This is a genomic window from Neolewinella aurantiaca, from assembly GCF_008014675.1.
In the GTDB taxonomy this organism is placed as follows: Bacteria; Bacteroidota; Bacteroidia; order Chitinophagales; family Saprospiraceae; genus Neolewinella; species Neolewinella aurantiaca.
In genome coordinates, this window is sequence record NZ_VOXD01000005.1 from 154,421 (window position 1) to 177,927 (window position 23,507).

General features: G+C 53.2%; 18 protein-coding genes. 7 read left to right on the forward strand and 11 right to left on the reverse strand.

Features of this window, described 5'->3' with window-relative positions:
- Positions 1–560 precede the first annotated feature (560 nt).
- Positions 561–1,196 (forward strand): hypothetical protein, encoded by a 636-nt coding sequence (locus FUA23_RS05025; protein ID WP_147929632.1) that lies wholly within the window; start codon positions 561–563, stop codon positions 1,194–1,196.
- Positions 1,197–1,292: 96 nt separating this feature from the next.
- On the opposite strand, the gene FUA23_RS05030 is transcribed toward FUA23_RS05025, so the two are convergent.
- The gene (locus tag FUA23_RS05030) at positions 1,293–2,579 is read right to left on the reverse strand and encodes a T9SS type A sorting domain-containing protein (protein ID WP_147929633.1); all 1,287 of its coding nucleotides are present in this window, start codon (positions 2,577–2,579) and stop codon (positions 1,293–1,295) included.
- A 37-nt stretch (positions 2,580–2,616) separates the two neighbouring features.
- Entirely contained in the window at positions 2,617–4,104 is a 1,488-nt protein-coding gene (locus FUA23_RS05035) for an SUMF1/EgtB/PvdO family nonheme iron enzyme (RefSeq protein WP_147929634.1), read from the reverse strand.
- Between the two features lie 295 nt (positions 4,105–4,399).
- On the opposite strand from FUA23_RS05035, the gene FUA23_RS05040 reads away from it, so the two are divergent.
- Positions 4,400–5,302: an NAD-dependent epimerase/dehydratase family protein gene (locus FUA23_RS05040; RefSeq protein WP_147929635.1), complete on the forward strand. Its 903-nt coding sequence runs from the start codon at positions 4,400–4,402 to the stop codon at positions 5,300–5,302.
- A 26-nt stretch (positions 5,303–5,328) separates the two neighbouring features.
- Here FUA23_RS05040 and FUA23_RS05045 read toward each other — a convergent pair whose 3' ends face one another.
- The 3 genes from FUA23_RS05045 to FUA23_RS05055 form a co-directional block, all read right to left on the reverse strand.
- Positions 5,329–6,405 (reverse strand): catalase family protein, encoded by a 1,077-nt coding sequence (locus tag FUA23_RS05045; protein ID WP_147929636.1) that lies wholly within the window; start codon positions 6,403–6,405, stop codon positions 5,329–5,331.
- 2 nt (positions 6,406–6,407) lie between these two features.
- Positions 6,408–8,258, reverse strand: coding sequence for a di-heme-cytochrome C peroxidase (locus FUA23_RS05050; RefSeq protein ID WP_147929637.1), 1,851 nt, complete (start codon positions 8,256–8,258; stop codon positions 6,408–6,410).
- A 306-nt stretch (positions 8,259–8,564) separates the two neighbouring features.
- Positions 8,565–8,885, reverse strand: coding sequence for a hypothetical protein (locus tag FUA23_RS05055; protein ID WP_147929638.1), 321 nt, complete (start codon positions 8,883–8,885; stop codon positions 8,565–8,567).
- Between the two features lie 112 nt (positions 8,886–8,997).
- Here FUA23_RS05055 and FUA23_RS05060 point away from each other — a divergent pair, with 112 nt between their 5' ends.
- The 3 genes from FUA23_RS05060 (at position 8,998) to FUA23_RS05070 (ending at position 12,023) form a co-directional block, all read left to right on the forward strand.
- Positions 8,998–9,942, forward strand: a complete 945-nt coding sequence (locus FUA23_RS05060; protein ID WP_147929639.1) for a GNAT family N-acetyltransferase — start codon at positions 8,998–9,000, stop codon at positions 9,940–9,942.
- Positions 9,943–10,151: 209 nt separating this feature from the next.
- Positions 10,152–11,354 (forward strand): ADP-forming succinate--CoA ligase subunit beta, encoded by a 1,203-nt coding sequence (gene sucC, locus FUA23_RS05065; protein ID WP_147929640.1) that lies wholly within the window; start codon positions 10,152–10,154, stop codon positions 11,352–11,354.
- A gap of 159 nt (positions 11,355–11,513) precedes the next feature.
- Positions 11,514–12,023: a YceI family protein gene (locus FUA23_RS05070; protein WP_147929641.1), complete on the forward strand. Its 510-nt coding sequence runs from the start codon at positions 11,514–11,516 to the stop codon at positions 12,021–12,023.
- 22 nt (positions 12,024–12,045) lie between these two features.
- Here the strand turns inward: FUA23_RS05070 and FUA23_RS05075 are convergent, their stop codons facing one another.
- Both FUA23_RS05075 and FUA23_RS05080 read right to left on the reverse strand, forming a co-directional pair.
- Complete coding sequence (locus FUA23_RS05075; protein ID WP_147929642.1) at positions 12,046–13,284, reverse strand: hypothetical protein; 1,239 nt, start codon at positions 13,282–13,284, stop codon at positions 12,046–12,048.
- A 233-nt stretch (positions 13,285–13,517) separates the two neighbouring features.
- Entirely contained in the window at positions 13,518–14,381 is an 864-nt protein-coding gene (locus FUA23_RS05080) for a YitT family protein (RefSeq protein ID WP_147929643.1), read from the reverse strand.
- 108 nt (positions 14,382–14,489) lie between these two features.
- On the opposite strand from FUA23_RS05080, the gene FUA23_RS05085 reads away from it, so the two are divergent.
- Positions 14,490–15,041, forward strand: a complete 552-nt coding sequence (locus tag FUA23_RS05085) for a hypothetical protein (RefSeq protein ID WP_147929644.1) — start codon at positions 14,490–14,492, stop codon at positions 15,039–15,041.
- 11 nt (positions 15,042–15,052) lie between these two features.
- Here the strand turns inward: FUA23_RS05085 and FUA23_RS05090 are convergent, their stop codons facing one another.
- The gene (locus FUA23_RS05090; protein ID WP_147929645.1) at positions 15,053–16,534 is read right to left on the reverse strand and encodes a xylulokinase; all 1,482 of its coding nucleotides are present in this window, start codon (positions 16,532–16,534) and stop codon (positions 15,053–15,055) included.
- Positions 16,535–17,045: 511 nt separating this feature from the next.
- Between FUA23_RS05090 and FUA23_RS05095 the strand changes: the two genes are divergently transcribed.
- Complete coding sequence (locus FUA23_RS05095; RefSeq protein ID WP_147929646.1) at positions 17,046–20,177, forward strand: WD40/YVTN/BNR-like repeat-containing protein; 3,132 nt, start codon at positions 17,046–17,048, stop codon at positions 20,175–20,177.
- Between the two features lie 76 nt (positions 20,178–20,253).
- On the opposite strand, the gene FUA23_RS05100 is transcribed toward FUA23_RS05095, so the two are convergent.
- From FUA23_RS05100 to FUA23_RS05110, 3 genes are all read right to left on the reverse strand, one after another.
- Positions 20,254–20,796, reverse strand: coding sequence for a carboxymuconolactone decarboxylase family protein (locus tag FUA23_RS05100; RefSeq protein WP_147929647.1), 543 nt, complete (start codon positions 20,794–20,796; stop codon positions 20,254–20,256).
- Positions 20,797–20,967: 171 nt separating this feature from the next.
- A complete protein-coding gene (locus FUA23_RS05105) occupies positions 20,968–21,798 on the reverse strand; it encodes a helix-turn-helix domain-containing protein (RefSeq protein WP_147929648.1) in 831 nt (276 codons plus the stop codon).
- A gap of 117 nt (positions 21,799–21,915) precedes the next feature.
- The gene (locus FUA23_RS05110; RefSeq protein ID WP_147929649.1) at positions 21,916–22,881 is read right to left on the reverse strand and encodes a transglutaminase domain-containing protein; all 966 of its coding nucleotides are present in this window, start codon (positions 22,879–22,881) and stop codon (positions 21,916–21,918) included.
- Between the last annotated feature and the right edge of the window lie 626 nt (positions 22,882–23,507).

The following is a 23,507-nucleotide window of genomic DNA, read 5'->3' on the forward strand; positions in this document are numbered from 1 at the left end:
ATTGCATAGCACTTTGAAAAACGAAGTTAATATTTGTGGCTGATCGACTAGGATTCGTGGCAGGTTAATCATAAAGTGCACTTTGGCCATTGCTTACGTCAGCCAGGACTTACTGCTTATCTTCCAGAATGATAAAACATCTTGACTGAGGGGGTCCCCTCTGGTGGAGTGCTAGCCTAACGCTTTGTGCGCGGTTCTGCCGGGCGCAAACCAGATTGTCGCTCAACCCCCTCCCAGCCTCCCGACACCGCTGCGCTGGGGAGGAGCAATCGCGACAATCTGGTTTGCGCCCGTTCTGCTCACTAGGTTCGTAACCTTCCCCGGTCCCTTTCGCTACGCGGCGTCCTTCGGAGGTCCGTGGGCGAGGGAAGCAAAACAACAATCGTAGAAGGTCAAAAACGGTGGTATATTATCTCCACCAGAAGGAATAGCCTACATTTTAACTTCATTCTTCCGAAAGTTTATTCTCCGGGCTTCGTCCGTAAAATTGTCCCGTTTCGTTTTTTGACGTAAATTAGAGTGTCGAATATTTTCGGAATAACCCCAAACCCTAAACCCCCATGAATACATCACTTTCGCCTGCTTACGAAAAAGACTTCTGGAGCATAGTAGAAGCCGCCTGGGCCAGTGCCCCTGATTTACGTTCCCTTGCCAACGAAAAACTGATCACAAAAAGCGGAGGCCCTGCTGAAATGCGGAAAAGTGCCGAAGATGCGGTGGACTTATCCTTTAAAGAACTGAACATCCTCCATGAAGGAATGACCGACGAGGATGTCGCCAAAGTTAAAGCCGAAACTGTAGAATCGATCTTGAAGCGTTTCGGCGTGAGCTTCGGCGCCGAGCTTACACCAATGGGGCAGAAGCTCAGCGCTTACGTCAACACAACCCTCTTTCGCCGGATCTCGGCAGACATTTTCTCCGGCAGTCAGGAAGAAGCCCGAAACTTCATCCTGATGAACAATGAACTGAAGAACCGCATGCTCGAGCAAAGCGGAAACGAAATCATCGGTGATTCAAACCACTACAATTGTGCCTTTGCGATTGCCCTCGGCAAATCGTACTACGAACGCATTCTGAACGGAACGTTTGAATTACCGGGAATACTCATGTCGGAAGCATTCGCTTACCAATTGTTGCATAAGTACGAAGAAGTTTATGGAGGAAACGACGAGCAAATAGCGGCGTGCATGTTTTAAAGCGAAGGTGATGTGAACAGGACGCGCGCAAACGGAATGGTCCGTTTTGGGGTACACTTCCCGTTTCTCCCCGTAGCCTGAAACGATCTGGAAGCTCTACTTCCCTACCAGCAATATCTTGGCCTGACTCCCCAAAGTCGGGTGAACGACCCGGATCAGGTAAGAGCCTGAAGCCAGCCGGGAAGCGAGATCAAACCGAAAAGCCTCCCCCGTTGCCTGAACGTAATTGTCCGTAAACAAGGCCCGACCGTTTACATCGAATACCTCCACAGTAACCTTTTCACCGGCAGCCATGCCGTCGGTACGGACACTGAAGTGGCGTCCGGTATTCGGGTTAGGGAATAAAGTAAAGTCCCAATGTTCGCCTTCCGTTTCGGCGTACTGCACTTCCACCAGGTGAGAGAGACTCACAAATCCGTCGAAGTCCGTGGTTTGCAGCCGGTAGAAGCTGCGCCCCTGGTAGGGTTCGTCGTCCTTCATTTCGTACAGGAGGCGCTCTCCGGGCTCGGTGTACCCGGCGGCGTCGGTGGTACCGACGGTCGCGAAGTCGAGGCCGTTGGCCGTTTTCTCGATGGTGAAGAAGTCGGTAGCCTGTTCGTTTTCGGTGGCCCATTTCAGGAGCACGTAGTCCTGTTCGGGGAAGGCATCGAAGCTGATGAGGTCGAGTGGCAGCGGGATGGCACCGGCGTAGAACGCGACGTCGAAGCCGTCGCCCTGCCCGCCGCCGAAGAGCCGGGCGAGGGTTTCTCCATTGACCACAACGGAGACTTTCCGGGCATCAAAACCATCACCCGGGCCGCCACCGAAGAGTCCGGTTAGCGTTTGTCCGTCCAGAGCCTGGTTGGTGGCAGAGAAGTCGAACCCATCACCGCTACCGCCGCCGAAGATGGCGGCTAAAGATTCTCCGTTGAGCGTTACCTGAGCCATCGACAGGTCAAAACCATCACCATCGCTTCCGCCATAGAGTTGATTCGTATTGTCTCCGGCGAGGGTAACAGAAGTGACGCTCTGGTCGAAACCATCGCCGCCACCGCCACCGAAGAGCACCAGAAGTGCTTGTCCGCTCAGTGTGACGTTGGCCGATGAGTGGTCAAAGCCGTCGCCCCGTCCGCCGGAAAACAGCCCGGAGATGTCGTCTCCGAACAGGGTGAAGGTTTCCGAGGAGTGATCAAAGCCATCCCCCGTTCCGCCCACGTAGAGCGCCGCGACGCCGGCGGGAATCCCATCGAAGGTAAGCTGGATCACCACCGCTTTATGAAAGCCGTCTCCCGGTCCGCCGGCAAACTGGGCCTGCAAACACGCAGAGCTAAGCCCCAAAAACAAACATTGCACCAGCGTCAGCGCCAACTGCCTGCGCAAATGGTATTTTCTAAAAAAAGTCATGATTGGTAATTGAAGTATTAAGAAATAAATACTCCCCTTACTCTACCGAACGCACTCCCCGAAAACCAAGCCGGTTATTGTCGCCCTCAAGCGTAGTGGCCGCATCATAACGATCAGAGAGCCGGATGAACCTGCTATCGTTGAAATAGGAACCGCCCCGGTAGCCAATACCAGTATTTCCGGAGGGCCAGTTTGTCACATTATGGCTACCGCTGGACAGCAATGTTCCGTCGCCATGCGTATTTGTGAAAGCTCTGCCTTCCGGATTACCAACCGTAATGCAACGTTCGTAGAGGTTGCCCGTTAATTCCATGATGCCATAGTAGCTACCTCCCGTTTCCTCACGGGTAGGGTTCACGGCGCTGGCAGCAAGGATTCCACAGCGCTTCGGGCCCGTTGGGGAACCATTGGTTTCGCTATAGATTGCATTACCAACGCCTTCTCCCATATTTGAGACCTCTTCGTTGGGTGTGCTAAAGTTCAGGTATTCATAATCCGTACCGTGAATATTGGCCGTTCCCCAGGCAAACTCATTATTTACCGGGCTTACGGGGCCTCGTCCGGCTTTTTCATACTCCAATTCTGTCATAGGGCGCAACGCAGCCCAATCCAGGTAGGCATAAACAATCGTGTTGTTCACGTAATTGAGAGGTAGGTCCGGGTTGGTCGTTGTAGCGTTACCTGTTTCATCCCAGCTTACACCATTACGGTTCAGTTCTGCGTCTTGTCCTTTGCCGTCAGGTCCGGTCACGTCCAGGTTCTCCCTTTGGGTTTGGGTCAGGGTATTGAAGAAGGCTACGTACTGCGCCTGCGACATTTCGTATTTCATGCAGTAAAACGCAGCGAAGCCTTTAGGGAAGGCTGCGGGGATCGGGCCGAGGAGGTCACCCGGGCGGCTGCCGCTGTCGTCGGTACTGTAATCAAGCTGTCCGGTACCGGAGCCAACGGTAATGGAGGCCTCCGATTCCACATGATAAGCAGAATAAAAGGTAGGAAAGACAGCTCCCGCCGTACGGAATTCACCGACTTCATTCTCGGCGCCAATTCCACCAAACCCCGTACCTAAATAGAAGGAACCTTCGGGCACATAAACCATCTCGAGGGCAAATACCTGTACATCGACTACCGCATTGGGGTCTACGTTGTCTGCACCATAATCCCAGGTCATCTCGACGTCCTGAAAAGAGATGTTGCCACTGCCGTCTCCTGAGCGGTAAACGAATACGCCTGTATCGTCGACCAAATCGACACTGCCTCCGGAGGGGGCAACTGGTGAGCCCGTTAGCTCGGCGTGGCGCCAGGGGCCTCCACCGACACGGTATTTGGCAAATACCCAGGCGGCATCATAATTGGAAGGACCAACGCTCACCCGCCAGGAGTTTTCCCAGCTGAGGTCGAATTGAATGGTCGTTGTTTCGTTGCCAACATCCTGATTCAGGAGGACGATATCGGTAACTTCAATGTTATTGGCATTAAGCTGCAGGCCCGCTCCGAGGAGCAGAAGAATAAATAGAAAGCGGTTCATGGAATAGTGTTTTTCTGAAGGTTTGGGATGAGAATTATGGGCGTCCGCTGTACTGCACCATTAAATTTGAGGGCGGGGCCGCAGGTGCAATGAGCGGTTTTCGGGAAGGCAATGGTTCAAAGCCTTGTTGCAGGTTTATACATCATGCGGGCGGGTTGTTACAAAAGTGATCGTTTTTTTGTCCGACCCTGATTCTGTTGCTATTCCTGGCTAATGAGAGAATCCGGATTAAACCCGAACAAGCTCTTACAGTCAACCTTAAGCCGGAAAATCCATTTCCCAGAAAACTCCATTCATGTCTAAAATGCGAATTCTATTCACCGGTGGCTCAGGCAAAGCTGGCAAACACGTCATTCCATACCTGCTCGATCAGGGCCACAAGGTAATGAACGTAGACCTCGTGCCCCTCGACCATCCGGGAGTCGACAACCTCATGGCCGACATCACTGACTCAGGGCAGATGTTCAACGCCATGAGTTCTTACGCAGGATTAGACGAACTGGAAGCCGGCACCGGCGTACCGCCCTTCGATGCCGTAGTCCACTTTGCCGCCGTCCCCCGGATACTGATCAATCCCGACAACGAGACCTTCCGGGTAAACACAATTGGCACCTATAACGTGATCGAAGCTGCCGTAAAACTGGGCATAAAGAAAGTCATCATCGCTTCCTCAGAGACTACTTACGGAATCTGTTTTTCTGATGGAAAAACCAATCCTGCCGTACTGCCACTCGAAGAAGACTACGACGTAGACCCCATGGATAGCTACGGACTATCTAAAGTCGTAAACGAAAAAACAGCCCGCAGTTTTCAACGCAGATCGGGTATTGATATCTACGCCCTGCGCATCGGCAACGTCATTGAACCCCACGAATACCAGGAACTCTTCCCGCACTACTTTAAGCACCCCGAGGTGCGCCGCCGCAACGCCTTTTGCTACATCGACGCCCGCGACCTCGGCCAGATCGTCGATCTCTGCCTACAGAAAGACGGACTCGGCTTTCAGGTTTTCAACGCTGGCAACGACCATAACGGAGCAATCATCCCCAGCCAGGAACTGGCGGATCGCTTCTTCCCCGGTGTACCGCTCACCCGTCAACTTGGAGAGCACGAAGCGCTCTACTCCAACCGTAAAATCAGAGAGGTTCTGGGCTTCAAAGAACAGCACAACTGGCGGAAATACGTGAAGGGGGAATGACCCAATACTTCAACAAACAGCCTGGTCTAGAATTCACGCCACTGTGCCGGTTCCGCCATCGCACCTCCGGTGCGCCCGTGCCGAAACTTAGACATCTGATCGTAGATCGCCCGGCGCCCCCGGTTGATGCCGCCCAGCGGGCGGTGTGCCGGCAGGGCGTGCCAGGGCGAAAACGAGAGGTTTTGTCCGTACGCCTGCTGCTCCGCAGAGGTAAATTCCTGCTGCAAAATGCGGACGGTCGCCACCCGGATGAAGGGAGACAATGACCTGTCCCACTCCACCCTTGCGTCTTCAATCGGCATCTTTCTGGCGTCGGTCTGTACCTGAATGAAGAAATCCAGCTCTACCGGGCCGGAGGCCAGGGTCTCGGCCAGACGGGTGGTAAGGAAGGTAGCTTCGGCTGTTTTCTTGTCGGGCCGCTCTGCATCGGAAGAAGTCCGGGGTAAAACGGCGTATTTAACGGCATGCTCTCCCAGCAAATAGGGTGTGGTACTCCCCCACTCTACGGCCGTAAGATCAGCGGCTTTGATTTGTACCTTCATGAACAGCCTGAGCAAGCGCGGATGGGTCAGGAAGTGCCAGGCAGCGTTCAGTTTATTCTTCTTCCGTACGGCGCTAAGCAAGTCTGCGAACCCCTTGACGCCTTTGGTAACAAAGATTTGAGTGCTCATGAACACGAAATCATGGGTGGGTGCATCTTCCAGCCCCGGCAGTATTTTCTGGCCGGGTACCCCCATCAATTTAATCGCCAGCCCGTGCGAGTCGGCGTCAATATCCGGGCCATTGAGCAGCTTTGAGTAGCGCAGCCAACTCTGATATGTTTTCGGCTCACTGAAAATCCCAATCCTGTACGCTTCGGGAATGTCGTCAGCGATGACAAACTCAGCTTTTACCAAGCCGTGTTGTTTGGGGTGTGCATCCCGCTCGGTGGCGGCGGGGTCAGGATAACTCTCTTCCAGCGTTGCTTTCAGCAACGCGATGATCTCCTCCGTTGCGGCCTTTTCGTTCGCGGGAGGGTCTTCGGTGGCAAGTGGCATACCCTTGGTTGTTCCGCAGGAGGAGAGAAAAAAGATGAGCAACAGTAACAGGAAAAAGAACCTCATGGTTAAAGTGTTTTCATGTATTCGATGAGGTCCCATTTTTGTTCATCTGTGTACTGACCACCGGCGTAGTCGTGGCCGAGGTTGGAATTGCCAAGCATCATGGTTTTCTTTCCGTCTACTTCCCGGTAGACTTTGAACTCATTTTTGCCACGGTTCGAGACAAACCCTACCTTCCTGGGGTCAAATACGCGGCTTCCCACCCAAAAACTCTTGACCCGATCCTTGGGCGCCTTAAGCAATTCCCAGAGGTTGGGGACCGATCCGTTGTGCAGGTAAGGAGCTGTTGCCCAGATTCCGTTCAGCGGGCGCGCTTTGTATTCAAGGCTATCCACGATGAGTTTGGTCTCTGTGTTTTGTATGTTTTCCCACTTCTGATGACCAGCCTCGAGCGTATTAGCTTCCACCAACGAGTCTTGCCGCTGGTTGAGCCTTTTTATATCTCTTCGGAGTCCTCTTCCACCCATCTTTCTGGTTATACCAATGCCCTCCATTACTTTGGTGGGGCTTCTGAGCACCAGGCCAGCAACTCCGTTAACGGGGATAGTGATTGCCTGTACGGTATCTCCCATCACATCTCCTTTCAGGATCATGGCTTTTGAGCCCTTCAAAATCCCTGAACTAGCCATATAGTTCTCTGCGGCCCAGGCTGTCATGGGGTCGGTTCCAACGTCTGCCAAAGGCACCATATCTGCCTTATAGTTCTTGTATTGCATGTCTTTTGGCACTACTTTGTGGCATTCAATACAGTTGTCCCTGTACAGGATTTCGCCTCTGGCGACCCGCTCGGGGTCCACTGCGGGGAGGTTACTTTCCGGATCGTCCCATTGAGGTGCTTTGAGTGACTTTACGAAACCTTCCACCCGGCCAAGCCCTTGAAAATCGAGGGTACCGAAGTAGTCGAATCCTTTTTTGTTGTTTGGTTTTTCCTTGATCGTCAGCCCGCCGAAGACACCTACTACCTCTCCGGCATTTCTCACCATTGGGCCCACGGAGCGCGGAATGTTGGAGGCACCACCATTCCATTGTACAAAATCAGACTGGTGCGTTCCCCAAAGGAACGGGTAGGATACCGGTGCAACCGGATAGTTTTTATTGTCGAGCTTATTCAGGGCGAAAGCCGTGCCTGCGTTCATAATGTTCGTGAAGGCGTCCAGCCGGCCCCAGCTGGTAAAGTCCTCGGGGTAGTGCTCGGGCAGTGCGTTTACATCCTTACGCAGAGCGGCACCTTTTGCTGCGGCGAGTAGCTCCTCACGTAGTTCTTCTGCTTCTTCCTTAGAGTGCCTGCGGCCAAGAACCCGATTGGAAAAACGTTCGAACTTCATATCATCTTTATACGTAACCTCGAGCGCACCGACCAGGCGATCGTACAAGAGCACAAAGTTTGCCAGCGTAGGTGCCCCGTCGATTATAAATTTTTCGCCATCGTGCTCAATCATGTTGGTATGGCAGGCGGCACAGGTGAAACCTACGTAAGCCTCCTTCATAGATTCCGACCTTGTAATCGCAAAGCCGATAGGCAGGCCAGCAGGATTGTGCCGGGAGGCCAAAGCGGGTAGATAGCCCAGCATCTCCATGTGTTCCGTATTTCTGAAAAGCTTCTGGTTATTGGGTTGTTCCAACCAGGTAAACCAGGTGTAAGGCAACACCTCGGCCCCTTGGGAAGTGAACCAGAAGGCGTTGCTAGTATTCCAATCCCAACCCTGATCGAAGCGCGTCCAGTCAGTATCCACTTCTCCGTCAGCGGGTACCACCACCAGGTCCGGGATGATCGAATCGTTATAAACAGGACTAATGACCTTACAGGCGGTAATGGTGAGCACCAACAGGGTGACGGCAACTATTAATTTCTTCATGATATGGGTGTGACAGTGAAAGACCAATTTTTTTCGTAACCTGATTCAGGTGCTTGACCGAATTTAATGTCAACTTAGTCACAGTTTTTGCCTACTTCGCAAAAAACACGTATAAACACCTACAGTAAAGCGTGTTTATACAATGCTGATTACTTCCAGACGGTATGTTCGGGGAAAACGGCGCGGCCGCGGGTGCACTGTACGTTTAAGTTGCAAGGGCTTATACCTAAGCCGAAGTGATCAGGTACAAGACCCGGTTACTGGTTCTCAACCTGAAACTCGGTGGTGTTACGCCTTTTCATAATCCTAAGAGAAGCACTCAATTAAATTTAGCTTCGGCTCCCCAAATATGAAGGGCAATCGCACACGATTTTGATTGGCGATTCTTGATTTGCTGCGCAGTACTTCGTACTCTCGATATTTGATTCTTAATTTGGCTGCCGCAAGTACTACAGCCATCATAAAATTTCCAACTTGTGACATATTTTGCGGTTGCCCTGTCATAATGCGCGAGAACGACAGGTGCATTGGATCGGGCGCAAACCAGATTGTCGCGATTGCTCCTCCCCAGCGCAGCGGTGTGGGGAGGCTGGGAGGGGGTTGAACGACAACCTGGTTTGCGCCCATTGGATCTTATGGTTACAGGCTCTCCCTTCAGGAGGCTACAACCAGTAAATGCCTGTGTTAAGCATTTTTCTTAGTACTGGTGATGGGTTAATTCTCCTTAAGTACACAGTAAATGAACGTAACTAATCTTTCAGCCACCCCCATCAACAAGGTGATCGAATGTTTCCTGCTGGCATTCGAAAGCTACTTCGCCAGTATGCCAACCGACCACAGTTATTACATTGACCGGTGGAAGGCAGCGGGGGTGGATTTTGAGCTTTCCTATGGGATGTTTGACGGTAACAACCTTATTGCCTTCATCATCCACGCAGTTGGCACAAGAGCAGGCACGCGAATCGCCTTCAACACCGGAACGGGAGTAATTCCCGAATACCGGGGCAGAAGAATCGTAAAGACCATCTACGAATTTGCCCTTAAAGACCTCCTCGGTAAAGGCATTGAACGAAGTACCCTCGAAGTAATTACACGAAACAACAAAGCCATCAAGGCTTACCAAAGCGTGGGCTTTCGGATCACCAGGAGGTACAGTTGCTTCTCGGGGCAGGTCCAGGTAGAAAGCAAGGAGCGTCAGGAACTGAAAGAAATACCTTTAAGCGCGGTTAACTGGGAGGACCTGCCCAACCAGCCGTTTTACTCCTGGGATTTCCAGAAGGAAACCATTCTGCAACGGGATTACCGCTTTTACCAGGTTATTCACGAAGGAAGCGCCGAATCTTTTTTCGTCTACAGCCCGGAGACGCAGTACCTGGCCCAATTCGATCTGTTAAACACCGAAAAGATCGGGTGGGAAGGGCGCAAACCAGATAGTTCCTCAACCCTCTCCCAGCCTCCCCACACCACTGCGCTGGGGAGAAGCAATCGCGACAATCTGGTTTGCGCCCGGTGGGAACGGCTCTTCCATGCAATTAGACAGGTCGCAGATTTTGTAAAAGTCATTAATGTGGATGAACGGCTGGAGGACAAGATTTCCGTAATCAATTCATCAGGCCTCGTAGCTACCGTAGAACAATATGAGATGGAGATGGAGCTGAACGGTACCCCGGATTTCAACCAATAACACATCAGTTTCCAAAGGAGCAATTCTGTACGGGAGATTCCGGTGAAACTATCCTAACTCTGCACCTGCGGTCGCGCCCCATTCGGTTTGTAGTGTGTCAACAAGTAGCAGCTTCACAGCTTTTGTAACAATATCCTTCACCCTGCACCTTGCAACCTGCAAGCATTTACCTATCTTCGCCCTCAAATTATTAAAGAAAGCCTCTAAATATGAACCTCCACGAATACCAAGGCAAGAGCATCCTCACTAAGTACGGCGTGCCGATCCAGAACGGCTACGCAGCCGACACCAAGGAAGAAGCCCTCGCCATGTATGACAAGCTCGCTGAAGAAACCGGAAGTGGTTTCGCCGTAATCAAAGCTCAGATCCACGCAGGTGGACGTGGCAAAGGTGGTGGTGTAAAGCTGGCCAAAAACCGCGACGAGGCCCAGGGTTACATCAACGACATTCTCGGAATGCAACTCAAGACCCCCCAGACTCCGGGAGGCATGGAAGGCCCCGGCAAGCAGGTCAACAAAATCCTCGTAGCCGAAGATGCTTACGCGCCTGACTTCGACGCATGCAAAGAATACTACGTTTCCATCCTGATGGACCGCGCCCGCAAGCAGAACGTCATCATCCACTCTACCCAGGGTGGTATGGACATTGAGGCCGTAGCCGAAGAAACGCCACACCTCGTTCACAAGACCTACATCGATCCCGAACTCGGCATGCAGCCCTTCAACGCCCGCGAAGTAGCCTTTAACCTCGGCCTCTCCGGTACTGCGTTCAAGAACATGACCAAGTTCATCTACAAGCTCTACGCCGCTTACATCGGTGCTGATGCTGCCCTGATCGAGATCAACCCTACCCTGCACAACGCAAACGACGAGATCATCGCCGTTGACTGTAAGTTCAGCGTAGACGCCAACGCACTTTACCGCCACAAAGACATCGCCGAAATGCGCGATAAAACGGAGGAAGACGCCGTTGAAGTGGAAGCCGGTGAGTACGGCCTCAACTACGTAAACCTCGACGGTAACGTCGGCTGTATGGTAAACGGTGCTGGTCTCGCGATGGCAACCATGGACATCATCAAGCTCTCCGGTGGCGAACCCGCCAACTTCCTCGACGTAGGAGGTACTGCTGACGCCGAACGCGTAGAGAAGGCATTCCGCATGATCCTCAGCGATGAGAAGGTTGAAGCTATCCTGATCAACATCTTCGGCGGTATCGTCCGTTGTGACCGTGTTGCCCAGGGTGTAATCGATGCTTACAAGAACATCGGTGACATCAAGGTGCCGATCATCGTTCGCCTTCAGGGTACGAACGCCGTTGAAGCCAAGCAAATGATCGACGAGTCGGGCCTGAATGTTCGCTCTGCCATCACGCTTCAGGATGCTGCCGACGTAGTGAAAGACGTACTTTCCTAAGAAGTCGCCTCAAAAGCACACCAAACGCCAAAACGGGCCGTCGGATCATATCCGGCGGCCCGTTCTGCTTTAGCCCGGCATTGGTTAAGGTCTGTTAAGGTAAAGAGCCGCACCCAACATCGGCCGGCGTTAAGAAGTTTGCACATCAAACTTCGAATAATGCGACTCTTCATTTTTCTATTTGCTCTCTGTATCATATCCTCTGTTTCTGCTTTCAACTGGGAACCAACCGACGCGTACGCCATCAAGTTTTCCACGGCTAAAGCCGAAGGGACTTTTACCGACCTAAAGGGTACGATCGACTTTGACGCTGACGACCTCGCCAACGCCAACTTCGATGTTTCGGTAGCTGCAGCCAGCATCAATACCGGGAATAATACAAAAGATAAACATGCCATCGGCGAAAGCTGGCTCGATGCGGAACACTTTCCACGCATCAGCTTCCAGTCCCACACCTTCCGGGAGTCCGGTGACGGCTACATTGTCGATGGTCAACTGACCATTCACGGAAAAAAACGGCCTGTATCTATTCCTTTCTCCTTCGACGACAATGTTTTTCACGGCGAACTCTCCATCAACCGGCGGGATTTCGGCATCGAAGGCCCGTTTCTGTTCGGCGGTCTGGTAGGCGACGATGTGATGGTATCGCTCCAAATTCCCGTGAAATAAACACCGAAAGCTAAGCCGTCGCCTAGCGCTCCAGAAGAACCATTATCATGGCGACTTCAGGGTCCGATTTTTTCACGGCTTCGGCATCGCTGCTCACCTCCATGTCGTCGTTGTAGGTATATGTTTTTCCAGCAGTATTGATGTCGAAAAACATATTCGTCTTTTCCAGGCTTCCTCCTCCCCAACTGTTGACACTTCCGGCGCCTTCGTAATTGTGCGAATAGATCATAAGCGGTGCTCCGTTGACCGTACGGACCTCCGCGAGGCGATCGCCTACCCTGATGTCAGTGCCGGCAAGGTGCCAGTCGCCTCCTTTTTTACTGATCCGGAACTCGACGCCCTCGAGGTATCCGTCTTCGTCGGGGAAACCGATCTCGACCTCGTTTTCAGTTCCGGGGAAAAGCCGGAAGCCGGGTACACTTACGCCGCCGTCCAGATCGTATTCCATCGGTTCAACGTTTCCTTCGCCGTACACCAGCGGCAGGTCTTCCGGTTCAACGATCGCCGTCATGGCTCCGAAGCGATAACCGGGGACGATACTGAAATCGGTCTGCGCCGGGATGCCGTCTTCGCTGACCTCGGGTGCGAGGAGGTAAACGGATATATCAGCAACGGTGATTCCCAGCCCTTTCAGGTTTGGGTTATCGGTACTCACTTCCGTATCTCCCATTAGTTCATCGGGCAATAGTTGGCCGTTGGGTAGTACCGGAGTAGTCAAGGTGGCCCCGATTTTATCGAGTTCGCCGCCGTTCCAGTCCATCACTGTTCCGCCGTAATCCCATTCGTACCCGAGGAAGGTGATGGGCTTTCCGTTTATTTCTTTGAGCTCGTGCAACGATGTACCGACCGTCACCGGGCTGCCGGCCATCCGCCATTCGGAACCTTCCTTTCTAATCACAATGGTTAGTTCTTCGATACCGTTTTCTTCATTGGGGAACATGACATCCGCTTCGTTTTTGGTGCCGGGAAACAGGCGGTAGCCCGGGGTAGTAAATCCTTCACCGATCGGGACTTCGATTTCTGCGATCTGATCGCCGTAAAGAAAATCGAGGTCTTCTTCGTGGGTCGCTCCCGTAATTTTCCCGAAGCGCTCTTCGGGAACATAAGTGAGGTCGTCCCCAACAGATACTGTTGTTTCCGAAGCGGATGCTTCAGCAGGCGCGGCCGCAGGTGCAGGGGAGGTTTCAGGGGCATCGTTCTGGCGGCAGGCGGCAGCCGTTACCAGCAGGCTTGCGGTAAAAATCAGGCAGGATAGTCTCATAGTGAAAGGTGGGTTCTGAAGATTTTCTATAGATCAAAGCTAAGGGAATAATCTTACCTTCCGTTCGGCAGCCTTCAGGCTGCTGCCTCCTAAACCTCAACTCGGAAAAAGTACGCCAAAGCAGCAGCTGCTTAGCTGCGAAGCAAACAAACCACTGCCATATTACTTTTCAAGCCACCGGCTGAAGCCGGGCCTGCTGTTGCGGGGGACGATGCCGCTCCACAGCCCAATCATTAGTGCACCCCTTTACGGCGGACCATCCCGCCCCGCGTGTCATTGATGGAACTCATCGTGATGAAGGCATTACCGTCGATCTCCTCAACGATGCGGGTAAGTTTACTGATTTCCAGCCGGGTGATTACGGTATAGATAATGTCGATCTCCTGACCCGCAGCATCGGCGCGGTAGCCACCGCGCCCACGGTAAAGGGTAACGCCACTGCCCAGTTCTTCGATGAGCGCCTGCCGTACAACGTCGCTCTGGCCGGAGATGATGGTCACCCCCGTATATTCCTCCACCCCATCGATCACGAAGTCAAGCGCTTTCGACGCCACTATGTAGGTAAGCAAAGAGTACAGCGCCTGCTCGATGGACAGCAGATATGCGGCAAAACCGAAGATGACAATATTAATCAGGATTACCCAATCACTGACCTTTGCCCCAACCTTCCGGCTCAGGAAGATCGCCAGTACTTCGGTGCCATCGAGCACACTGCCCCCCCGCATCGAGAGGCCGATACCACACCCGAGGAAGAAACCCCCAAAGACGGATACAAGCAACTTGTCTTCGGTTACCTCCGGGAAATGAACTGAGTAGATTGTGATCGCAAGCAGCGTGATCGCAAGCGCCGTCTTAATCGCGAAGCGGCGACCAATCACGATTCTGCCCAACAAAAGAAAGGGAAGGTTGACCAGCAAAATCAGCACGGACAAACGAAGACCAGTAAGATGAACCAGTAAAAGAGAGATACCGGTTACTCCTCCGTCGATGAAGTGGTTGGGTAGAAGAAAGCTTTCGAGACCGAAGGCCGCAGCGGCAACTCCCGCCAGCATAAAAACTCCATCTTTAATCAGGCCGGTAATTTGGTTTTTAGTCATGGGAAGAAAGCTATTTGGGATGCATTAAACATCCGTTAAATTCAGGCAGATAGTAGTAAATGCCCCGGTGTACTCTTAAGTTTGAACACACCTCAAAACCTTTTAACTATGAAGATCTTTTTCAGCTTGCTGAGCACCCTGCTCATTGCCGCCCTCGCCTTTGGTTGCACTGACGACGATCAGCTCCAACCAATCGCCGAAGACATCCCATTCCTTGACGGAGGGTTCACCTTCGATAAAGCAGTGCTTGAACCTGCTTTCTCTAATCCCGACGGAACCTTCAACGCAAAACTTTACCTGCTTGGAGCTCCGGCAGAATTGACCGGCAGCGGCCTCACCGGCCTGCCGGCCGACGCCATGGAATTCTCCTTCCAGTCGTTACCCGCGAGAGGCATCTTACCCGACGGAGAGTACACCGTAGGCTTGCCCAACGACGGTGGAGATGTCCTGAACGCTTACATAAAAGACAACCTCCAAATCACCTTCACCGACCTGCATTTCGTCAACTCTGACACCCTCACTGTCGGCACTTCCGGGGAGAACCGGACCTTCACGCTGGAAGTCTCCGTATTTAATGATCAAAACTCTCAGTACGATTCTTCGGTAGAAGGCACCCCGCTTTCCGGCTCCGTTACCGTTCCTATGAGCGTATTCGAATAATCGAACTAACCTTACATCATCTTCCGAAGCCCGGCTTCCCAGATCGCATACGCCTCCTGGAGCCGGGCTTTGTTGTCTCCTGGCTTTACTGATGACAACACCTCCTGTCGGCCGACGGCCTCGCCGATGTTTTTCGCGAGCCCCACAGAAACCGCTGAAGCAAGCGCCGCGCCTACCGCACCGGTCGTATTGTGAACTTCGATGGTGGCTCCGGTGAGCGTGGCGATGGTTTCGCTGAAGACTTTACTCTGAAAGAGATTGTCGTTGCCCACCCGGATAGTGCTGAGGTCGACCCCCAGCTCCTTCATCACCTTCATCCCGTACACGAAGGCGAAGGCGATGCCCTCCAACCCGGCGCGGACAATGTGAGCTTTGCCGTGGCGATTGAGGTCAAGGCCGAGGAGGTGTGCGCCTACGTTTTTGTTGCCGAGCATCCGCTCGGGGCCGTTACCGAAGGGTAGGAAGTGAAGGCCGTCGCTGCCAACGGGCACGTTCCCGGCCATCGTTTCCATTTCGCCGTAGCTCAGTGCCTCGCCGCCGATCAGGTTCTTCACCCAACGGTGCAGGATGCCCGAGCCGTTGATGCACAGCAGCACCCCGATGCGGGGTGCTCCGCCTTCATGATTTACGTGAGCGAAGGAATTGACCCTTTGCTGCGGATCGAAGGCCAATCGGTCGGTAACGCCATACACCACTCCGGAAGTACCGCCGGTGGCGGCCACTTCGCCGGGCGCGAGGACATTGAGGCTCAAAGCGTTGTTCGGCTGATCTCCGGCGCGGTAACCAACAACGGTGCCGGGCATCAGGCCAAGCTCCCGGGCAGCGGCTTCGGTCAGTTTACCCTGCCCGCCAACGGCGGGCACACGAGGAGGAATCTTGCTTTCGTCGAGGCCCATCTCTTCCATAACGAGCCCGGCCAGTTGGTTTTCTTTGAAGTCCCAAAATACGCCTTCGCTTAGGCCGGTAATGGTGGTGGTTGCTTCGCCGGTGAGGCGCAGGGCGATGTAGTCTCCGGGCAGCATGGCGTAGCGGGCGGCCTTATAGTTGTCGGGTTCGTTGTCGGCGACCCACTTCAGTTTAGCTGCCGTGAAGTTACCGGGGCTATTGAGACAGTGCTCCAGACAGGTCTCTGCGCCAATACCTTTGAAGGCTTCCTCACCGGTTCCGACGGCGCGGCCATCGCACCAGATGATGGAAGGACGAACGACTTCATTTTCGGCATCCACCATCACCAGGCCGTGCATTTGGTAGCCGATCCCCACTGCTTTTATATCCTCATTTTGCACCTGCGTTCGCGCAAGAATATCTTTCGTTGCCGCTACCACGTATTTGTACCAGTCTTCCGGGTTTTGCTCGGCCCATCCGGCTTCGGGAGCGTCCATACTCATTTCCGTATCCGGAGCGGTGACGCGGGCAAGCACCCTGCCGGTTTCAGCCTCCACGAGAGCTGCTTTTACTGAAGAGGAACCGATGTCGTAGCCGATGGTGTACAAGTGAAAATATTTGAATGAACGATGAATTAAGCTGCCGCAAAACAAGCGGATGTGCAATATATACACTGAAGATTTAGCGATAAGATTGCAATCGATTTCAGGGTTCGGATTTTTTTGCGCGACCGCAGGTGCAGGGGAAGGTTACAGGGCAGTATCAATCCAGCTCAAGCTCAACTCGCCAGTCGAATGCTTTTTAGCACAACCTCCCTTAAACCAATTTGGCCCGGACGTCAAAGCATCAGATCCTGGGTAAATACGCTTCGGAAGGTGCGAAAAAGTTCGCCTGTCGAGTTGGACGGTTCCCTTGCCAAGAAATCAATTGACCGAACTCGACAGGCGATTTTTTTTTCGCGTTCATGCTGAGTAGTTAATTTCAGGACTAAGTATTTCCTCTCCCCAACTAAATATTACTTTGAACCTGGAGCAAAAAAGAATTCGACTGGCGAGTTCTAAATCTCCAGGTAGATTTAGCTGTAGTAGTTTAACTTTAGCCTTTCAACCACCCTCCCCCATGCACCAAAGATTCCTCCTCCTCCTCGCCGGGCTATTGCTCTCTCCTTTCATCTGCGCCCAAACCAGTGACCTGAACACCGAGTTGGCTCCGGTGAAGGCCCGCCACATCGGTCCTTTTCGAGGCGGCCGGGCCAACACCGCTAACGGTGTGATTGGTGATCCGCTGACCTACTACATGGGCAATACCGGCGGTGGTGTCTGGAAAACAGAGGATGCCGGCCAGTACTGGACCAACATCTCCGACGGCTTCTTCGGGACGGGAACCATCGGAGCCATAGCCGTTGCGCCAACCGATCCGAACATCGTCTATGTCGGCACCGGAGAGCACGCCGTCCGGGGCGTTATGACGAGCAGTGGTGACGGTTTCTACAAATCAACCGATGCCGGCAGGACCTGGAATAAAATCGGGCTCGAGAACAGTCGTCACATTTCCCGTATCCGCGTCCACCCCACCGATCCCAACACCCTTTGGGTAGGAGTACAAGGTGCGCTTTACGGCCCATCTGAAGAGCGCGGCGTTTATAAATCGACCGACGGCGGAACAACTTGGAAACGCACTCTTTTCACCGACAACCTTAGCGGCTGCGTCGAAATTGACCTCGACCAGAACAACCCACTGATTATGTACGCGGCCATGAACACCTACGGCCGTAAGCCCTGGAAAGTTATCAGCGGCGGGGCCGGCAGCGGACTCTATAAAAGCACCGACGGCGGAGAAAGCTGGGAAAAAGCACAGACCGGACTGCCAAAAGAACTGGGAAAAATCGGGCTCTCCGTATGCCAGAGTAACCCCGACAAAGTTTACGCCGTAGTGGAAAGCGACTCCGAACAGCAGCTCGGTGGTCTCTTCGTAACCACCGACGGCGCGAAGAACTGGTCGCGCGTCAGCGATGATCACCGCCTCACCCAGCGGGCCTGGTACTACACCGAAGTTTTCGCCGACCCCGCCAACGAAGACATGGTTTACGTGATGAGTGCCCCCATGCTCCGCTCTAAAGACGGCGGCAAAAACTGGGAAGTGATGTCTGGCCCTCATGGCGATTACCACGACCTGTGGATCAACCCCGCCAACCCCAAAAATATGGTATTGGCGGACGATGGCGGAGCCGGCATCACTTTCAACCGGGGAGAAAGCTGGAGCCGGCAAGACAATATGCCTACCGTCCAGTTCTACCGCGTCAGCGTAGACAACAACTTCCCTTACCGCCTCTATGGGGGACAGCAGGACAACTCCTCCGTGAGGATCGACAGCCGCAACCTCAACGGCAGCAGCATCGGCCCTGAAGCAATGACCGCATCGGCCGGTGGCGAAAGTGCTTTCCTCGCTTTCGACCCCGACGACCCCAGGCTCGTAATGGGCGGCAGCTACCTTGGCACCATCGATCTGCTCGACACCGAAACGGGAGCATCCGTCAACGTAATGGCCGCCCCGATCCAGTACCTCGCTCTCGATGCGAAGGACATGAAGTACCGCTACAACTGGAACGCGCCGATCATCCGCAGCCAGCACGACAAAAACGTCTGGTACCACGCGGCGCAAAAGATGCTCCGAACCAGCGACCTAGGTATAACCTGGGAGGAAGCCTCGCCGGACCTTACCCGCAACGAAGTTGAAAAACAAGGCAAAGGAGGCGGGCCCTACACCAACGAATCCGTTGGCGCGGAGAGCTACGGCACCATCAGCTACGTCATCGAATCGCCGCACGAAGCCGGCGTAATCTGGACGGGCAGCGACGACGGACTAGTTCACCTCACCCGTGACAATGGTGAATCCTGGAAGAACGTTACCCCTGCCGGACTCAAAGAATGCCTCATCAACGCCATCGAGGTTTCTCCGCACGATGCCGGTACAGCTTATATCGCTACTACCCGCTATAAATTCGATGATCATCAGCCAGGCCTCTACGTTACTAAAGACTACGGCAAGACGTGGAAGAACATCAGCGCCGGCATCCCCGACGGAGCGTTCACCCGCGTGGTCCGGGAAGACGATAAAGTAAAAGGACTACTCTTCGCCGGTACCGAAACCGGGCTTTACGCTTCCTGGAACGGCGGAGCGAAGTGGGAGCCTCTCCAGCTCAACCTCCCGGTAACCCCCATCACTGACCTTGCAGTTAAGCACGACGATCTGATCGTTGCCACCGCAGGCCGGGGCTTCTGGATTGTGGATGACCTGGGCTTACTGCGCCAGTGGAAAAACGAACCCTACGGCCTGCATGTCTACCAGCCCGAGCCGGTAGTATTGACCAGCAGCCGCAGCGAGCTCGACGGTAATTCAGGCGATGGTGTCAGTTCTACCCGCGGTGTAAACCCGGCAAGTGGCATGGTACTTTACTACCACCTTCCCGAGGGCGAAGATGATTCCGAGCTTACCCTGGAAATCACCAACGCAGAAGGCAAGGTCGTTCGTACCCTCAGTTCTAAGCCTTCCGGTTTCACTCCCTGGGCCGGTGGTCCGGGAAATGCCCCTACCCTATCCGCCAGCCCCGGCCTCAATCGCTTTGTCTGGGATCTGCGCACCGAAGGACGTAAGGGGGTGGAGCAGGTTTACATCGAAGGTGGCTACCGCGGCCACAAGGTATCCCCCGGCACCTATATGCTTACCTTCAGAAAGGGAGACGAAACCGTCGGCGTTAAAGGCGTACTCGAGCCTAACCCGCTCTACAATGTAAGCCCCGAAGCCTACCGGGAAACCGACACTTACCTTAGCGAACTGACCGCTACCCTCAACGATATGCACGATATGGTAAATCAATTGCATGATGCACACCAGCAAATAAGCAACATTCTGGAGGAGCAGTCTTCCCTGGATGAAAAAGGCAGCGTACGCCAGCAGGGAGAAGCATTAATCGCAAAGCTGTCCGCCTGGGATGACATTATGGTTCAGCGAAAGTCCAAGGCTTACGATGATGTAGAAAACTACGTCAATGGCTTTACGGCAGATTACCTCTTCCTGCTCAATCAGAGCGAAAGCGGATTGCCCCGTATCACCAACGCTTCGCGGGCGCGACGGACAGAACTCGATGCCGCCTGGGCCAGGTACAAGGCTGAGGGCATGGCGCTTAAAGACGAAATTCAAAATTACAATAAAGCACTCTGGGCTGCGGGAGTTGGAGCAGTGCGGTACTAATGCTTTGGCGTACAAAAAGCCCCAGTTCACAGGGTGAACCGGGGCCGGGCAAATGTTATGAGACTTAATTCTTTGCTTACGCTACCGCCAACTCCGGAGCAGCGGGGAAATCGACAGCGACCTTAGTGATACCGTGCAGGTAATTGGTTACCGTAATAGTACCAATGGCGAGTACGGCATCGACGATGTTTTCGCGGGTATAACCAGCGGCCAGAAGTGCTTCGATAGATTCTGATGATGGTTTGCCACGCTGAGCGGCTGTTTCGCTGGCGAAAGTAGCCAGAGCATCAAGCTTACTGTCGAATGAAGCGTAACCCTCACGGAGTTCAAGGGTTTGCTCTTCCGTAAAACCTGCGCCTTTGGCGATAGCCGTGTGGGCGGCCAGGCAGTAGTTACAGCTGTTTACTTCAGATACAGCGAGATCGATCACCTCCTTCTCTTTTGCAGAGAGGCTTGTTTTGCCGTTGGCAAAACCAAGGAAATTGCCCAGAGCATTTTCTGAATGCGCGAATGTAGCGTAGAGATTAGGCACGAAACCGAGGCCTTTTTCCAGCTGATCGAAGATGGTCTGGTTGCCGGCAGATACTTCGGTACGGGTGGGGATATTGAAGGTAGACATTGTATAAAATTTATTGGTTATTGTTTACGAGGCAGAAGCTTGAAATAATTGCTTTTCCCTTTTGACAATACAAAGATGCGGGCGTCTACAGGCCCGCCTCCTACCAATTCCCCCCGCCCCGGTACCAATTACTCCCTTCCTCAAATGAGGAGCGGTATAAACTTACTGATTTCAGCTACGCAAAGCGGTAGGCGACTCACCAGTGACTCGCTTAAACAAGCGGCTGAAGTGGCCGCTTTCCATAAACCCGAGTTCGTCGGCGATCTCAGCAACTGATTTATCGGTGTACAGAAGAAGTCTTCGGCCTTCCAGCACGATGCGCTCATGAATGAACTGAAGGGGTGTTTTACCGCCCAGCTTTCGGAATACGTTACTCAGCGTTTTCGGCGATTTGAACAGCATCGCTGCGTAATCCGCTACCTGATGTTTTTCCCGGAAGTTTTTTTCTACCAAAAGACTGAACTGACGGGAGAGATCGTACTCCGGCGTCGGGGTGGCTTCCGGCAGAAGTTGCTTCTTAGCGGCACGGGTGACGATCACAATCAGTCGCTTCAGGAGCATCCGCAGCATTTCGCCCTGCAGGTTATCGGTATCGCGGAACTCGTCGATAAACACAGGTAACAATAAAGAAAGCTTACGAACTACGCTTTCCTCCGGCGTAAGAATCATCGGGTTGGGGAAGCCGTAGAAAATAAACCCGACGCAACTGACCTCCTGGTCGTGATCGACGATGCAGTAAAAATCCCGATTGAACCCCCAGGCGACAATGTCTTCCGGCCGGTCAAAACGAAAGGTGTGCGCCACGATCAGTAAAGCAAGGCCGTTTTCCGGCAGATCATAACCTATTTCATCGACATAAATCCGCTGCGCTGCGCCCCGGTTCCAGGCGATGGTAAGTTGATAATTGGCTTTCTCCCCAAAAGCAGAGCGTTTCAAATTCGGGTCGTCGGCCCACAACTCGAGGTTTCCGCCCGTTTTAGATTCTTTGTACTGAAGGTGCATGTGTAGAGTAAATAGCTTTTCCTGATGCAGGAAATAATACAACACAATGCTCCCGGCTTGGTTGGCACTTCCGCTCAGGCATTGTGTCGGGTTCTTCCGTTGCCGGGGACAAGTTGATTATTTCCGGACAACCCGGTAGCTGAGCAGAAGGTCCTGCTCGGGAGAGACAATTCCCAGCACCATGTTTTTCACCGATGCTGCCGGCAATTCAACCGATACCCGGTCTGCAGTTTTGCTGACACTGCAGGGGATTTGCATACGGGTGGTATAGTTGACGCAGTAAAGTGTTTCGGGGGCAGAATCTACCGCGAAAGCGATTGTCAGGGGTTCTTTCTTCGGTGTTTCGAGCAGATAGTCTGCGTGACTGAGGTCATACAGGCCATGAGTAAAAAAGCCGCTCCCAATGGCTGCCCGCCGGAGGTATACTTCCTCACTGACGGGTTCTTCGAGCAGCTGCCACTTGCTATCCTGCGGAAAATGGTTGTACCCCAGGCTCCCCGGAGGAGTCATAAAATAAGACGGTCTGAAATTCCGGACAAACTTCATTTTATCGTTTACAGCCCCGGCTCCCCAGGTGCAATCCAATAACTGCCATTCCCCGTCGATTTTAACCGCGTTCCAGGCGTGCCCGATTCCCATCGACCCCGGCACCATCACGTCGCCACGGGCGTAGCCCGTTACCATTTCGCACTCCAGCCCGGCAAGGTTCGCCACCCGCTGGTAAAGGCGGGAATACCCCTCACAAACTCCCTTGCGGCGCTTTAAGGTGTTCAGCACCCGTTGCTCGTAAATTTCCTTGACTTCAGCGGGCGTATAAGACTTTGGTTTACTGTTTTTCCGGCCCATAACCTGACCGTACAAATTGGTATCGTAGGCTACGTTTTGCGTCATCCAGTAATAGATTGCAGCAGCAATGTCCTGTTCAGTCGAGAACGTACTGGTTATTTTATCGGCAAGGTCTTCGGGCGTTGATGCCTTGATTTCAGCTACTGCAGCAAAACGGTTCCAGTCAATAGTCTGGGCGCTGACGCTGGTGCAAAGAAAGAGTAAAAGGCCAAGAAAGGCCAACGTGGTTGATTTCATCTTCAGGGGGTGTTTATCGGCACAAGTTACGAATGTCCCGTCAAACACGGAGCAGGGTCCTAACTGCCTTACGACAACTGAAGTTGCCGCCTGCAGCGAGCAAGTCCCCTTGGGACTCTATATCATAAAATTTATGAGTTTGCGGTTGCCTTGAAATCTTGAGTACGAAGTACGGCGGCAACCAAGTCCCTTATCGCTTTCCCCTTATCTGGTTTCGGAGAAGCCGCCGGCTGAAGCCAGGGCTGCTGTAACCAATCAAACCCAATGGATTTTCAACAGCGGTAGCCAAATCGCTTATCGCATATCCCTTATCGCTTTCCACTTATCTGGTTTCGGAGAAGCCGCCGGCTGAAGCCGGGGCTACTGTAACCAATCAAACCCAATGGATTTTCAACAGCGGTAGCCAAATCGCTTATCACATATCCCTTATCGCTTTTCCCTTATCTGGTTTCGGAGAAGCCGCCGGCTGAAGCCGGGGCTACTGTAACCAATCAAACCCAATGGATTTTCAACAGCGGTAGCCAAATCGCTTATCACATATCCCTTATCGCTTTTCCCTTATCTGGTTTCGGAGAAGCCGCCGGCTGAAGCCGGGGCTACTGTAACCAATCAAACCCAATGGATTT